The following is a 15,525-nucleotide window of genomic DNA, read 5'->3' as shown; positions in this document are numbered from 1 at the left end:
CGGACACCGCGGGCACCGCACAGGACTTTCGAAACACCCCCTGGTCGCGTCAGCTCGGCATGAGGATGACCGCCTGACCACCCTCGCCGGATCGCCGCGAGGCCGAAGTCCACGACGTCCCGGTCGCACCGCACTGCCCGCTCGGCCCGATCGCCCTGGCCGCCAGCCTTCAACTCGACTTCGCCATCCCCAACTTCCTCATCCAGGAACAGGCACTGGGCATCGGCTACGGCGACAGCGGCGGCCCGCTGGACTATCTCGCCGACACCACGCCCTTCACGTTCCGCGACGGCTACATCGACCGCCCGACAGCGCCCGGTCTCGGCATCACCATCGACGAGGACGCGGTCCGCGCCGCCGCCGAACGCGGCCACCGCTGGCGCAACCCCGTCTGGCGCAACACCGACGGCTCACTGGCCGCCTGGTAGTCACACACGGCACATACGGCACACACGGCACACACGGCACGCAGGGCACGCAGGGCTGCGCACGTGGCCCTGGTGTCGACTGTCGATCCCGGTCACACTGGCGGGGTGGATGCCCCCGCTCGCCCCGCCCCGGGCGACCCCGGTCTGTTCGGACCGGCCTCCGTGACCTGGCAGGTCCACGGCGACCCCATGATGTGGATCGCCGGGGTCCGCGCGCTGTACCTCCAGGCCCTGCACCCGCGCGCGGTGCGCGGCGTCACGCAGAACTCCGACTTCCGCAAGGACGCCTGGGGCCGGCTGCTGCGCACGGCGAGCTTCGTCGGCACGACGACGTACGGCACCACGGAGGCCGCCGAACACGCCGGCGCGCGGGTCCGGAAGATCCACAGCCTGCTCTCGGCGACCGACCCGGACACGGGGGAGCGGTACGGCGTCGACGAACCGGAGCTGCTGCTGTGGGTGCACTGCGCGGAGATCGACTCCTACCTCCACATCCTGCGTCGCTCCGGCTACCCCCTCACCGAGGCCGCCGCAGACCGGTACGTCGGCGAACACCGCGTCAGTGCCCGCCTGGTCGGCCTGGACCCCGCCGAAGCACCCGGTGACGCGGCGGAGTTGGCGGCCTACTTCACGAAGGTGCGGCCCGAGCTGGCGGCCGGCCCCGAGGCACGGGAGGTCGACGACTTCCTGCGGCGCCCGCCCGCCCACCCGTTGCTCGTACCGGCACGTGAAGCATTGTGGCGGCGCGTGGCGAACCTGGCGTACGCCTCCCTGCCGCCGTACGCCCACGAGCTGTACGGCAGACCGGGCCCCGAACCCGAGGTGGTCACCCGCCGCCTGCGGCTCACCGGAACCTTTCTTCGCTCCGTCCCCGCACGTCTGCGCTGGCAACTCCCGCCCAAACACATCCTCCGCGCCATGTCACGGCTCGGCCCCGGCTCCCGCCCGGCACCGTACAAAGTCGGCAGATAGGCCGCCATACTGGACGGGCCAGGGGAGGGCGGGTCCGTTTGGATACGGGGGCGATCGTCGACGATGGGGGACACCAGGCTGATCCAGGGCCGGTACCGGCTGCTCGATCTGATCGGGCGCGGGGGGATGGGCGAGGTCTGGCGTGCGAGGGACGAGTCACTGGGGCGGCAGGTCGCGGTCAAGTGCCTCAAACCCCTCAACAGCCAGCCCGACCAGTCCTTCACGCGGGTCCTGCGGGAGCGGTTCCGGCGCGAGGCGCGCGTCGCCGCGGCCCTCCAGCACCGCGGTGTGACCGTCGTCCACGACTTCGGCGAGTCCGACGGTGTGCTGTTCCTCGTCATGGAGTTACTGGAGGGCCGCAACCTCAGCCAGCTCCTGGAGGACAACAAACACCATCCGCTGGCGGTCCCGGCGGTCGTGGAGATCGCCGATCAGGTGGCCTCCGCCCTCGCCTACACCCATCGCCAGGGCATCGTGCACCGTGACCTGAAGCCCGCCAACATCATGCTGCTCACCGACGGCACCGTGAAGATCTGTGACTTCGGCATAGCGCGCCTGGGCCGTGACGTCACCTTCACCTCCCGCCTCACCGGCACCGGCATCGCGATGGGCACCCCGCACTACATGTCGCCGGAACAGATCATCGGCGGTCAGGTCGACCAGCGCAGCGACCTCTACTCGTTCGGCTGTGTGCTCTACGAGATCGCCACCGGAGTGCCGCCGTTCGACCTCGACGACGCCTGGGCGGTGCTCATGGGCCACCGGGACACCGCGCCGACGCCGCCGCGCAGTCACCGCGACGAGGTGCCCGAGTACCTCGACCGGCTCATCCTCGACCTGCTCGCCAAGGAACCCGAGGAACGGCCGCACGACGCCCGGGAGTTGGGCCGCAGGATCGACGAGGGGCGGGCGGCGACGGCCGGGCCGCCGGGCCGCACCCACGTCCTCACCCCGACCGCGGTTCCCCCTCCCGTCGCCCCCGCCGTCGCTCCCGGCGTGCCCCGGCCCTGGACGCGGCCCGGACAACTGCCGTCGCGCGAACCCCGGTTGCCCTCCTGGACCCGGGGCATGACCACCGGCCACAAGGCCGCCGGAACCGGACCGGGCCTCGCCCCGCCGGACGCCTCTGCCGGGCTCACCGGGGAGTGGATCGCCCGCCCCGCCGCCGGTCGCGTCAAACACCCCGCACAGGACGAACGTCCGGCGCCACCACCGGAGTTGATCACCACCCTGGCCGGCCGGCACAACGCGGGCCTGAGCCTCGGCCGCCTCGGCCGCTGGACGGAGGCCGGTGAGGTGCACCGCGCGGTCGCCGCCGAACGCGAGCACGCCCTCGGCCCCGACCACCCCGACACCCTGGCCAGCCGCTACGAGGTCGGCTTCACCCTCAGTCGCACCGGCCGTCCCGCCGACGCGCTGCGGGAGTTCGCCCACGTGGCCCGTGCCCGTGAGCACGCGCTCGGCGCCGAGCATCCCGAGACCCTCGCCGCCCGGCAGGAGATGGCGTACGTGCTGGGCCAGTTGGGCCGTCACCTCGAAGCCCACCAGGCCTACACCTCGGTCCTCGCCGTCCGCGAGCGCCTCGCCGGCCCCGACCACCCGGACACCCTGCGCTGCCGCCACAACCTCGCCTTCAACCTCAGCAGGCTCGGCCGTCTGGAGGACTCGTACCGCATGGCGAACGACGTGGCCGCCGCCCGCACCCGGGTGCTCGGCGCCAACCACCCCGACACCCTCGTCACCCGGTACGAGGTCGCCTACGCCCTCGGCCAGTTGGGCCGCTGGCCCGAGGCGCTGCGGACGTACCAGGAGGTCGCCGACGCCCGGGCCCAGGCCCTCGGGCCCGATCACCCCGACACGCTCGCCGCGCGCCACGAGGTCGGCGTCAGCCTCGGCAGGCTCGGCCGCAGCGCCGACGCGCTCACCCTCTACCGCGCCCTCGTCGACGACCGCACCCGCGTCCTCGGCCCCGGCCACACCGAGACGCTCCGCGCCCGGCACGGCCTCGGCGTCAACCTCGGCCGCCTGGGCCGCTGGGAGGAGGCCCTCGCCGAGTCCCGGGACGTCTGCGCCCTGCGTGAGCGCGTCCTCGGGCCGGACCACCCCGACACCCTCGTCAGCCGCCGCGAGGTCGCCGTCGGCCTCGGCTGGCTCGGCCGCTGGGCCGACGCCCTCACCGAGTACCGGCGGGTGGCAGACGCCCGCGAACACGTCCTCGGCCCCGACCACCCCGACACCCTCGCCAGCCGCAACGACGAGGCACACTGCCTCGAACAACTCGGCCGAGGCCAGGAAGCGGTGGAACTGTACCGCCGAGTGGCGGCGTTACGCCGACAACGACCGACCGACCACCACTGACCCCAAGGACAGCCCCGCAACCCGACGACCGCCGGTACGCCAGGCACCGGCGCCGTACGAGCCCCCGAACCGACGCACCCCCCCGATTCCACCACCGAGGACAACGCCCTCGCGGGCCCCCGCCGCCCCCGGACCAGGGCGCCGAGCCATTGATCCACCTGGCGCGCACCCCTGGCCGAGCTCGATCATGGCGTGTTACCAAGAGCCATGCCTGCCACCCCCGCGCCCTCAGATCGGCCCGCACGGCCCGCGCATACCCCACGCCCGAGTGGGCCCCGACCGCACGACTCGTACGACGCCGTGATCGTCGGAGGCGGTCACAACGGTCTGGTCGCCGCCGCCTATATCGCGCGCGCGGGCCGTTCCGTACTCGTGCTGGAGCGGCTGGACCACACTGGCGGAGCAGCAGTCTCCACCCGCCCTTTCGCCGGGGTCGACGCCCGGCTGTCGCGGTACTCCTACCTGGTCAGCCTGCTGCCCCGGAAGATCGTGCGGGACCTGGACCTCGACTTCCGGGTCCGCGGGCGCACGATCTCCTCGTACACCCCCGTCGAACGCGACGGCCGCCCCACCGGTCTCCTCGTCGGCGGCGGCGAGCGCCGCACCCGCGCGGCCTTCGAACGACTGACCGGTTCGGGTCGCGAGTACGAGGCCTGGCAGCGGTTCTACGGGATGACGGGCCACGTCGCCGAGCGGGTGTTCCCGACGCTCACCGAACCCCTCCCCAGCCGGGACGACCTGCGCCGGCGTATCGACGACGAGGAGGCGTGGCGGGTGCTCTTCGAGGAGCCGATCGGCGCCGCCGTCGAGTCGACGTTCACCGACGACCTCGTACGCGGCGTCGTCCTCACCGACGCGCTCATCGGCACCTTCGCCGACGCCCACGACCCCTCGCTGCGTCAGAACCGCTGCTTCCTCTACCACGTGATCGGCGGCGGCACGGGGGCCTGGGACGTGCCCGTCGGCGGCATGGGCGCCCTCACGGACGCTCTGGCCACCGCCGCGCGCGACGCGGGCGCGGTGATCGCCACGGGGCACGAGGTCCGCCGGATCGCCACCGACGGCCGGTCCGCCGAGATCACGTTCCGGACCGCCGACACGGAGGGCTCGGTCGCCGCACGGCACGTCCTGGTGAACGCCTCCCCGCAGGAGCTGGCCGCCCTGACCGGCGACGAACCGCCCACGCCCGCCGAGGGCGCCCAGCTCAAGGTGAACATGCTGCTCAAGCGGCTCCCGAGGCTCCGGGACGAGTCCGTCGACCCGCACGAGGCCTTCGCCGGAACCTTCCACATCGCCGAGGGTTACGACCAACTGGCGGCCTCCTACGCCCAGGCCGCCTCCGGCGCGCTGCCCGAGGCCCCGCCGTCCGAGATCTACTGCCACTCCCTCACCGATCCGACCATCCTCGGCCCGGACCTGGTGGAACAGGGCTACCAGACGCTCACCCTGTTCGGTCTGCACACGCCCGCGCGGCTGTTCCAGGCGGACAACGACGGCGTACGCACGGAACTCCTCAAGTCGACCCTCGCCCAGCTGGACGCCCATCTCGCCGAGCCCCTCGCCGACTGCCTCGCCACCGACGCCGACGGCCGCCCCTGCATCGAGGCCAGAACCCCCCTCGACCTGGAACGCGACCTGGGCCTCCCCGGCGGCAACATCTTCCACCGCGACCTCGCCTGGCCCTACGCCCAGGAGGACGTGGGCCGCTGGGGCGTGGAGACCCGCCACGCCAACGTCCTCCTGTGCGGCGCGGGCGCGGTCCGCGGCGGCGGCGTGAGCGGCGTCCCCGGCCACAACGCGGCAATGGCGGTCCTGGGGGAGTGAGACAGGGACACCCCCGATCGCCCAAGCCATTGTCCGGCCGCACGACCACCCCTGCCAAACAATCCGCCGTGCGCTGAAATCGATGACGCGAGCGGCGACGGGGGGCCGTTCACGGGGGAAGGGGCCCTGCTGATTGCCCGCGATCAGCAGGGCCACACTCCGTCAGGGTCGCGCCCCGTAAGGGGCGCGGGGAACTGCGCGACCAGCCCCACCCACCCGCACCCGCCGAACAACCTCCCAAGGCACCCCCCAACGCGCCCAAGGCCCCCACCTCCCGCCCAGCCAAATCTGACGAGGCATCAGAAAACCCCTTCCCTCGTCCGAAGGACTACGGCATCCTGCGCACCATGCAGACGGAGCTGAGCAACACCCTCGGAGTCCAGTACGCCGTCTTCGGCTTCACCCCGTTCCCCGCGGTCGCGGCCGCCATCAGCCGGGCCGGCGGCTTCGGGGTGCTCGGCGCGGTCCGCTACACGGCCCCCGACGACCTCAAACGCGACCTCGACTGGATCGAGGCCCACGTCGACGGCAGGCCCTACGGCCTGGACGTCGTGATGCCGGCCAGGAAGGTCGAGGGCGTCACGGAGGCCGACATCGAGGCGATGATCCCCGAGTCGCACCGGCAGTTCGTCAAGGACACCCTCGCCCAGTACGGGGTGCCCGAACTCGCCGAGGGGGAGGCCTCCGGCTGGCGCATCACCGGCTGGATGGAACAGGTCGCCCGCAGCCAGCTCGACGTCGCCTTCGACTACCCGATCAAGCTGCTCGCCAACGCCCTCGGCTCCCCGCCCGCCGACGTCGTCGACCGCGCCCACGCGCGGGGCGTCCTCGTCGCCGCGCTCGCCGGCAGCGCCCGCCACGCCCGCAAACACGCGGACGCCGGTATCGACATCGTCGTGGCCCAGGGTTACGAGGCCGGCGGCCACACCGGCGAGATCGCCTCGATGGTGCTGACCCCCGAGGTCGTCGACGCCGTTGCCCCGTTGCCGGTGCTCGCCGCCGGAGGCATCGGCAGCGGACAGCAGGTCGCCGCCGCCCTCGCGCTGGGCGCGCAGGGCGTATGGCTCGGCTCGCTCTGGCTCACCACGACCGAGGCCGAACTGCCCTCGCCCCGGCTGATAGAGAAGCTGCTCGCCGCCGGTTCCGGAGACACCGTCCGTTCCCGTGCCCTCACCGGCAAACCCGCCCGCCAGCTCCGCACCGAATGGACCGACGCCTGGGACGACCCGGCCGGACCGGGCACCCTCCCCATGCCCCTGCAGGGGCTGCTCGTCGCCGAAGCGGTCTCCCGCATCCAGAAGTACGAGGTGGAGCCGCTGCTCGGCACCCCGGTCGGGCAGATCGTCGGCCGGATGAACAGCGAACGCAGCGTCCAGGCCGTCTTCGACGACCTCACCCGGGGCTTCGAGGAGGCCGTGGACCGCATCAACCGGATCGCCGGAAGGAGCGAGGGACAGTGAGCCAAGCCCCCCAAGGCCAAACCTCCCAAGGCCAAGCCCCCCGAAGCCAACCTCCGCCGGGCTTCTGGGCCCAGGCCACCACCGACCCCGACCGTACGGTGCTCATCGCGCCCGACGGGGAGGGGTGGACCGCCGGACGGCTGCACGCCGAGACCAACCGGCTGGTCCACGGACTGCGCGCGGCCGGACTCGAACGCGGCGACGCCTTCGCGGTGGTCCTGCCCAACGGCGTCGAGTTCCTCGTCGCGTACCTGGCCGCCACCCAGGCCGGTTTCTACCTCGTGCCCGTCAACCACCACCTCGTGGGCCCCGAGATCGCCTGGATCGTCTCCGACTCGGGCGCCAAGGTGCTCATCGCGCACGAGCGGTTCGCCGACGCCGCCCGCAACGCCGCCGACGAGGCGAAGCTCCCCGACAGCCGCCGGTACGCCGTCGGTACGGTCGAGGGCTTTCGGCCGTACGGCGAACTCCTCGCCGGTCAGCCCGAGTCGGCGCCAGCCGAGCGCACCCTCGGCTGGGTCATGAACTACACCTCGGGCACCACCGGACGCCCCCGGGGCATCCGACGCCCGCTCCCCGGCAAGCTCCCCGAGGAGTCCTACCTCGGCGGCTTCCTCGGCATCTTCGGCATCCGGCCCTTCGACGACAACGTCCACCTGGTCTGCTCGCCGCTGTACCACACGGCCGTCCTGCAGTTCGCCGGCGCGTCCCTGCACATCGGGCACAAGCTGGTGCTGATGGACAAGTGGACACCCGAGGGGATGCTCCGCGCGATCGACGCCCACCGCTGCACGCACACGCACATGGTGCCGACCCAGTTCCACCGGCTCCTCGCGCTGCCCGAGGAGGTGCGCGCCCGCTACGACGTGTCGTCGATGCGGCACGCCATCCACGGGGCCGCGCCCTGCCCGGACCATGTGAAGCGGGCCATGATCGAGTGGTGGGGCGAGTGCGTCGAGGAGTACTACGCGGCCAGCGAGGGCGGCGGAGCCTTCGCCACCGCCGAGGACTGGCTGAAGAAGCCCGGCACGGTCGGCAAGGCCTGGCCCATCAGCGAGCTCGCGGTCTTCGACGACGACGGCAACCGGCTGCCGCCCGGTGAACTCGGCACCGTCTACATGAAGATGAGCACCGGCGGCTTCTCGTACCACAAGGACGAGGGCAAGACGCGGAAGAACCGCATCGGGGACTTCTTCACCGTCGGCGACCTCGGTCTCCTCGACGAGGACGGCTATCTCTTCCTCCGGGACCGCAAGATCGACCTGATCATCTCCGGCGGCGTCAACATCTACCCCGCCGAGATCGAGGCCGCCCTGCTCACCCACCCCGCCGTCGCCGACGCCGCCGCCTTCGGCATCCCGCACGACGACTGGGGCGAGCAGGTCAAGGCCGTGGTCGAACCGGCCCCCGGTTTCACCCCGGGACCGGTCCTGGCCGAGGAGATCCTCGCCCACTGCGCCCGCCGGCTGGCCGGCTACAAGCGCCCGAGAAGCGTCGACTTCACCGAGGCGATGCCCCGCGACCCCAACGGCAAGCTCTACAAGCGCCGACTGCGCGAACCGTACTGGGAGGGCCGGGAGAAGGCCGTCTGAGTCTCCGCCGGCGCCGTCGGTGTCACGGCTTGCGTGCGACCCCGCCCAGGGCGATGACCTCGCCGTGGACCGGGGTCGCGGGGCCGGGGCGCCAGTCGTTCAGCGGCACCACCCCGGGGTCCTGCAGCTCCAACCCGTCGAAGAACCCCGCGAGTTCGGCGGGGCTGCGCAGGTAATAGGGGACCGCGCCGCTCTCGTTGTAGCGGCGGGTGGCCTCCGCGTTCGCCTCGTGCGTGTCCACACTGTCGTTGAACGCGAACCAACTCCCCGACGGCAGCGCGTCCAGCAGGGCACCGACGATGGCGCGCGCCTCGGCGTAGTCGGCGATATGGCCGCTGACCTGCATCATCGTCAGCGCGACCGGCCGGGAGAGATCGAGCGTCCGCGCGGCCTTCCGCAACACGGTCGCGGGGTCGTGCAGATCGGAGTCGACGTAGTCGGTCGCCCCCTCGGGCGTACTGGTGAGGAGCGCCCGCGCGTGGGTCAGGACCAGCGGGTCGTTGTCCACGTAGACGACCCGCGCGTCCGGGGCCGTCCGCTGCGCGATCTCGTGCGTGTTGTCCGCCGTCGGCAGCCCGGTGCCGATGTCGAGGAACTGGCGTATCCCCGCCTCACCGGCGAGGAAGGTGACCGCGCGGCCGAGGAACGCCCGGGAGTCGCGGGCCAGGTCGGTGATGCCGGGGAACACCGCGCGGAAGGCGTCACCGGCCGCGTGGTCGACCGGGTAGTTGTCCTTGCCGCCCAGCCAGTAGTTCCAGATCCGGGCCGAGTGCGGCACCGACGTGTCGATCATGGCCGTCGAATCCGTCTCCCGACGTAACGAGTTTTGCGCCACCGAGGGGCCTCCTCATGAGAAACGGTTATATGCCCATGGCATGAGTGCTGTCAGAAGAATGGTGCCGCCCCGTAGCGGGGCGGCACCACACCCCTTCGCTCATTGGCTCACACGCACCACCTTCAGCTTCGGCGAGGACAGGATGTCCTTCTCGCAGAACCGCGAGGTCACCCACTTCTCCGCCGAGAACAGCCGCGTCTGGTCCAGGTGATGGGGCGAATTCGGGTTGGAGGACTGCGAGTACGTCAGCAGCGTGCGGGCCACCGGGCAGCGCCCGCCGTCCCAGCCGACCGCCTGGATGTGGCTGGAACCCGACGAGACCTCCGGGTAGCCGCCCTCGGTCCCGCGCCACGCCGACTCGATCTTGTTCCACACGCCCAGCGACTCCGTGCCGCCGGACACCGGGATGCGCAGCCCGTTCCGTACGACGAACTGGTGGTCGCCGAGTTTCGCGTCCAACGGGGCGCCCACCGCCCGCAGTTCCGTCACCGTCTCCGCCAAAGCTGCCCCGAAGCCGGGCGCGTCGGTGTTGAGGGTGTTCGGCGTGTTGACCGGGTCCGCCGCCGAGAACGGCACCTTCCACAACTGCGGGCGCGGCACCATGGCGTTCAGCCGCCGCCAGAACCGGTCGAAGAGCAGCGTGCCCCGACTGTGGCTGTCGACGGTCCGGTCCCAGGTCCGCAGCACCCGGCACGCCTCGGACACGTCCACCTCCTCACCGTCACCGGCCGTCGCCGTCCCGCCGGGCAGCGCGGCACACGCCCGTGCCACGTCGTCGGCCGCGAGATCGGCCGCGGGCACCCGGTTGGCGAACTGCTGCCGCTGGAGGTCGCGTACGGTCAGGCCGCCCTTGTCGGCCATGGCGGCCACGTCCTCGATCGCGCCGCGCGTGCGCAGCGACCGCTGGGTCCCGACATTGCCGAAGATCCGCTCGTACCCCGTTAGCGGCCGGTCCGCGTTGGCCAGCCACGCGCTGTCGTTGGAGTTCTCCGCGTACGGCGCGTCCTTCAGCGTCGGCATCCTCGCGGGCCCGAAGATCCCCGGCTGCACGGCGTCGGTGTCGCTGCCGAGCGCGCAGTCCGCACGCGAACCGTCGAGGATCGCGACACCCGCCGACGGATAGGTGGCCCGGCCCAGCGGCGTCGAGCAGCGCGCCGCGAGGTCGTCGGTGATCCTGGGGAGGGTCTGGGACTGGGTGAACAGGGTGTGCCCGGCGGAGTCGGCCGCGACGGTGTTCACCCACGGCAGGCCCTGGTGCCGGGCGAGCGACGTGAGGATGTCCGAGGTGCCGCGGGCCTTGGCGAAGCCCAGTGAGGTGTCGGTGAAGCGCATGTTCGCCGCGTTGGGGTCGTGCACGGCGTACGCGGTACCTGTGGTCCAGGGCAGTGGAAGGTCGGCGCCGAGCGAGGTGACGACCGGGCCGTACCGCGTCCACCACTGCGTGCGGGTGACCGGGGAGCCGTCCTTCACGCCGACGGTCACGGTCCGCTTCGTCATCCGCTCTGGCCGGCCGTCCACCAGGTACGCGGTCGGGTCGGCCGGGTCCAGCGTCAGCTGATGGACGTTCATGGGGACGCCGGTGGCCACGGTGTGGCTCCACGCCACCTTCTCGTTGAACCCGATCTGGGTGACCGGCGAGCCGAGCAACGCCCCGCCGGAGACGTTCAGTTCACCGGGGATCGTCTGCTGCGCCTGCCAGAAGCGGCGCCCACCGGCCCACGGGTAGTGCGGGTTGCCCAGCAGCAGCCCCCGGCCGCCTGCCGTGGTCCCACCGCCGAAGGCCACGGCGTTCGAGCCCATGTCGGCGTTCGCGGCGTCGAACAGCTCGCTCGCGGCGCGGGCGGCGCTCTTCGGGTCCGGGGCGGCGGCCGTGTCCGGGGCACCTGCGGCGGGCGGCTGCGCGGTGGCGATGGTGTCCACCAGCCGGCCCTCGCCGCCGAGCACGGCCAGGGCGTACGCCCGCGAGAACACGTCGAGCGTGGAGACCGGCCGCACCCACGCGGCGCCCTTGCACGCCGGGTCGCTGATCCGGTTCTTCCTCAGCCACGCGTTGTAGCCGGCCGCCCAGCCCCGCATCAGCTCCTCGACCGCGCGGCTCGGCCCCAGCGGCTCGGGCTGCTCCAGCAGTCGCCGCACGGTGTCGGCGTCCCGGACACCACGGAAGTACAGGTCGCTCGTGAGGTTCCTGGAGGCGGAGGAGAGCGAGAAGTCGGGGGCGGCGTCGGGCCCGAAGTGGCGGGAGCGCTCCCCGCGCACGGTCACGAAGCCGTCGGCGAGCACGCACACCTGGTCGGCGGCCTGCGCCCAACCGGTGCCGAAGCCCAGGTTCGCGTAGTCCTTCGCGACGATGTGCGGAACGCCGTACTCGGTGTAGCGGATCACGGCGGACAGACCACCGTGGGACGTGCGCTGCCCACCGGCCCGCTCGCCGTCGGTGGCGGCGGTGGCCGAGGGCAGTACGGCCGAAGCGGTGAACAGAGCGACGGCCGAGACCACCAGCTGTCTCAGACGGGTGCGCATGGGCGACTCCCAACGTCGTCGGAGGAAGAGAGGGTTGAGCATGTCGACACGTGTCTGCGTAGTCCATACGGGTGATGGATCTTCCCTCAAGGTGACTCACCGTTCGAAGGGCGTGGTTGAGCGACTTCCCGCCATGTGCGCCGGACACCGGCCGTACGGCCGGTCCGCTTGACCTGGCTCGCGCGACGGAACGAGGATCGCGAGAGAACCTGGACGAAGGAGAGCGGGACATGACGGCTGGTCGCAGCGTGACGGTCGACGGGACGCTGCGGCGCAGCGCCCGGCGCACCCCCGCCCGCGTCGCCATCCTCTACGGCGAACGGTCCTGGACCTACGCCGAACTGGACGACGCCGTCTCCCGCGCCGCCCGCGCCCTGCGCGACACCGGCCTCGCACCGGGCGACCGGGTCGCCGCGTACGGCCACAACTCGGACGCCTATCTCATCGCCTTCCTGGGCGCCGCCCGAGCCGGCCTGGTGCACGTCCCCGTCAACCAGAACCTCACCGGCGACGAACTCTCCTACATCCTCGACCAGTCCGGCAGCATCCTCGTCCTCACCGACCCGGACCTGGCCGGCCACCTCCCCGACGGCACCCGCACCCTGGCGCTGCGCGACACGGACGACTCGCTCCTCACCCGCCTCGCCGCCACCGAGCCCTACGACGGCGAGGAGCCCCGCGCCGAGGACCTCGTCCAACTGCTCTACACCTCGGGCACCACCGCGCTCCCCAAGGGCGCGATGATGACGCACCGCGCGCTGGTGCACGAGTACCTCAGCGCCATCGCCGCCCTGGACCTCCAGGCGGGCGACCTGCCCGTGCACTCCCTGCCGCTGTACCACTCCGCGCAGATGCACGTCTTCCTGGTGCCGTACCTCGCGGTCGGCGCCACCAACACGATCCTCGACGGCCCCGACGGCGATCGGATCCTGGACCTGGTGGAGGAGGGCCGCGCCGACAGCCTCTTCGCTCCGCCCACGGTGTGGATCGCCCTCGCGAACCGCCCCGACTTCGACACCCGCGACCTCGGCGGGCTGCGCAAGGCCTACTACGGGGCGTCGATCATGCCGGTGCCCGTCCTCGAACGCCTCCGGGAGCGCCTGCCGAAGCTCGCCTTCCACAACTGCTTCGGGCAGAGCGAGATCGGCCCGCTGTCCATGGTGCTCGGCCCGTACGAGCACAAGGGCCGGATGGACTCCTGCGGGCGCCCCGTCATGTTCGTCGAGGCCAAGGTCGTCGACGAGGACGGCGAGGAGGTGCCCGACGGCTCTCCCGGCGAGATCGTCTACCAGTCGCCCCAGCTCTGCGAGGGCTACTGGGAGAAGCCCGAGGAGACCGCCGAGGCCTTCCGCGACGGCTGGTTCCACTCCGGGGACCTCGCCGTGCGGGACGCCCACGGGTTCTTCACCGTCGTCGACCGGGTGAAGGACGTCATCAACTCCGGTGGCGTCCTGATCGCCTCCCGCCAGGTCGAGGACGCCCTCTACACCCACGACCGGGTGGCCGAGGTCGCGGTGATCGGCCTGCCCGACGACCACTGGATCGAGGCCGTCGCGGCGGTCGTCGTCCCCCGGGGCGAGGCGACCGAGGACGAACTGATCGCCCATGCCCGCGAGAAGCTCCCCCACTTCAAGGCACCGAAGAGGGTCTTCTTCGTGGACGAACTACCGCGCAACGCCAGCGGAAAGATCCTCAAGCGCGAGCTGCGAGACCGGTTCGCGCGCCCCTGAGCCCGAACCGACCTCGACGCGAGGCCGACGAAGGCGCGACGCGGCGGGCACCACCCAGGCGCGGTTCACGCGTCCGCAGCCACCGCCACCGAGCGCGCCCAGCGGTAGTCGGCCTTGCCGCTGGGAGACCGCTGGATGGTGTCGGTGAGCACCAGCTGGCGGGGGATCTTGTAGCCGGCGAGACGGGTGCGGCAGTGGGTCTGGATGTCCTCCAGCGACGGCCGGGCGGCCCCCTCGCGCAGCTGCACCACGGCGGCGACATGGTTGCCCCACCGCACGTCCGGCACCCCGGCGACCAGCGCGTCGTAGACGTCGGGGTGGGCCTTGAGCGCCTGTTCGACCTCCTCCGGATACACCTTCTCGCCACCGGTGTTGATGCACTGCGAACCCCGGCCGAGGACCGTGACGACGCCCTCCTCGTCGACGGTCGCCATGTCGCCGAGCAGCACCCAGCGCTCGCCGTCCCGCTCGAAGAAGGTCTCGGCGGTCTTCCTCGGGTCGTTGTAGTAGCCGAGCGGGACATGACCGCGCTGTGCCACCCGGCCCGGCACACCGACCGGGACGGGCTCGTACGTCGCCGGGTCCACGACCTGGGTACGGGAGTGGACGCGGATGCGGAATCCGTCGCCGGCGCCCGCGTCCTGTGTGGCCGTGCCGTTGAACCCGGACTCCGACGACCCGAAGTTGTTCAGCAGCATCGCGTTCGGCACCAGGGCCTGGAACTGCTGCCGGACCGTCTCCGACATGATCGCCCCGGAGGACGACACACTGAACAGCGACGAGCAGTCGGTGCCCTTCATCGGGCCGCCCAGCGCGTCGATCAGCGGGCGCAGCATCGCGTCGCCGACCAGCGACACACTGGTGACCTTCTCCTTCTCGATCGTGCGCAGGACCTCCTCGGGCACGAACTTGCGGTGGATCACGACCCGTTGCCCGAAGTTGAACCCGATGAACGCGGTGAGCGTGGACGTGCCGTGCATCAGCGGGGCCGTGGGGAAGAACGTGATCCCGTCGCCCCCGGCGGCGACCCGCTCGGCCAGCTCCTCCGGCGACTTCACCGGCTCACCGGTCGGCGCGCCACCGCCCAACCCTGAGAAGAACAGGTCTTCCTGACGCCACATCACCCCCTTGGGCATGCCCGTCGTCCCGCCGGTGTAGATGATGAACTGGTCGTCGCCCGAGCGTGCCGGAAAGCCCCGCCCGTCGGACGCGGAGGCCTCCGCCTCGGTGAAGGCGACGGCATCGAGGGCGGGCGCGTCCGGCGCGGGGGTCCCCACCCGCACCAGGTGCCGCAGCTTCTCCGTCCGCGGCAGCGCGGCCGCCACCCGTCCCGTGAACTCCGCGTCGAAGACCAGACCCGCCAGGTCGGCGTCCCGGTAAAGGTAGACCAACTCCTCTTCCACATAACGGTAGTTGACATTGACCGGTACGATCCGCGCCTTGAGGCAGCCGAGCGCGGTCTGCAGATACTCGACGCCGTTGTAGAGGTGCAGTCCGACGTGTTCGCCGGGCTCGATCCCGCGGTCGAGCAGGTGGTGGCCGATCCGGTTGGCCGCCGCGTCCAGTTCCGCGTACGTGAGCCGGTGTTCCGCGCCCGTACCGGGGAGGTCGAGGTACGCGAGCGCCGCCCGGTCGGGGACCACGTCGACGACCGACTCGAACAGGTCGGCAAGGTTGTACTCCACCGCACTCCTCCTGACCCCGCTGCCCTCGGTTGCCGGTCATCAGAGCAAAGGGCGGCACAACTGTGAAGGGTCCCCGCACAGAAATCTGACTGACTGTCAGAAAACCCTTGAAGTGCCGACC

At 71.7% G+C, this 15,525-nt stretch carries 9 protein-coding genes and 1 pseudogene; 7 read left to right on the top strand and 3 right to left on the bottom strand.

All coding sequences use genetic code 11. The annotated features are described in order from the left end of the window. Positions 1-101: 101 nt before the first annotated feature. From PUR53_RS14980 to PUR53_RS14955, 6 genes and pseudogenes are all read left to right on the top strand, one after another. Positions 102-428 (top strand): annotated as a pseudogene (locus PUR53_RS14980) (enolase C-terminal domain-like protein); the annotation flags it as partial. 105 nt (positions 429-533) lie between these two features. Then, entirely contained in the window at positions 534-1,400 is an 867-nt protein-coding gene (locus PUR53_RS14975; RefSeq protein ID WP_329900976.1) for an oxygenase MpaB family protein, read from the top strand. 63 nt (positions 1,401-1,463) lie between these two features. Beyond that, positions 1,464-3,758, top strand: coding sequence for a serine/threonine-protein kinase (locus PUR53_RS14970; protein ID WP_329900975.1), 2,295 nt, complete (start codon positions 1,464-1,466; stop codon positions 3,756-3,758). A 207-nt stretch (positions 3,759-3,965) separates the two neighbouring features. Next, entirely contained in the window at positions 3,966-5,582 is a 1,617-nt protein-coding gene (locus PUR53_RS14965) for a phytoene desaturase family protein (RefSeq protein WP_329900974.1), read from the top strand. Between the two features lie 347 nt (positions 5,583-5,929). Beyond that, a complete protein-coding gene (locus PUR53_RS14960; RefSeq protein WP_329900973.1) occupies positions 5,930-7,042 on the top strand; it encodes an NAD(P)H-dependent flavin oxidoreductase in 1,113 nt (370 codons plus the stop codon). Continuing rightward, positions 7,039-8,634, top strand: coding sequence for an acyl-CoA synthetase (locus PUR53_RS14955; RefSeq protein ID WP_329908544.1), 1,596 nt, complete (start codon positions 7,039-7,041; stop codon positions 8,632-8,634). Before PUR53_RS14960 ends, PUR53_RS14955 begins: the two co-directional genes overlap by 4 nt. A 22-nt stretch (positions 8,635-8,656) precedes the next feature. On the opposite strand, the gene PUR53_RS14950 is transcribed toward PUR53_RS14955, so the two are convergent. Next, complete coding sequence (locus PUR53_RS14950) at positions 8,657-9,427, bottom strand: SAM-dependent methyltransferase (protein ID WP_329900971.1); 771 nt, start codon at positions 9,425-9,427, stop codon at positions 8,657-8,659. A gap of 141 nt (positions 9,428-9,568) precedes the next feature. Beyond that, positions 9,569-11,989: a penicillin acylase family protein gene (locus PUR53_RS14945; protein ID WP_329908543.1), complete on the bottom strand. Its 2,421-nt coding sequence runs from the start codon at positions 11,987-11,989 to the stop codon at positions 9,569-9,571. Positions 11,990-12,219: 230 nt separating this feature from the next. Between PUR53_RS14945 and PUR53_RS14940 the strand changes: the two genes are divergently transcribed. Continuing rightward, complete coding sequence (locus PUR53_RS14940; RefSeq protein WP_329908542.1) at positions 12,220-13,719, top strand: acyl-CoA synthetase; 1,500 nt, start codon at positions 12,220-12,222, stop codon at positions 13,717-13,719. Between the two features lie 65 nt (positions 13,720-13,784). On the opposite strand, the gene PUR53_RS14935 is transcribed toward PUR53_RS14940, so the two are convergent. Then, on the bottom strand, positions 13,785-15,404 hold the full coding sequence (locus PUR53_RS14935) for an acyl-CoA synthetase (RefSeq protein WP_329908541.1): 1,620 nt from the start codon (positions 15,402-15,404) through the stop codon (positions 13,785-13,787). Positions 15,405-15,525 lie beyond the last annotated feature (121 nt).

Origin of the sequence: Streptomyces sp. SP18BB07 (genome assembly GCF_036322545.1) — a bacterium.
Taxonomy (GTDB): domain Bacteria; phylum Actinomycetota; class Actinomycetes; order Streptomycetales; family Streptomycetaceae; genus Streptomyces; species Streptomyces deccanensis.
The sequence above is the reverse complement of the archived record's forward strand: the minus strand, read 5'-3'. Positions and strand labels throughout refer to the sequence as shown.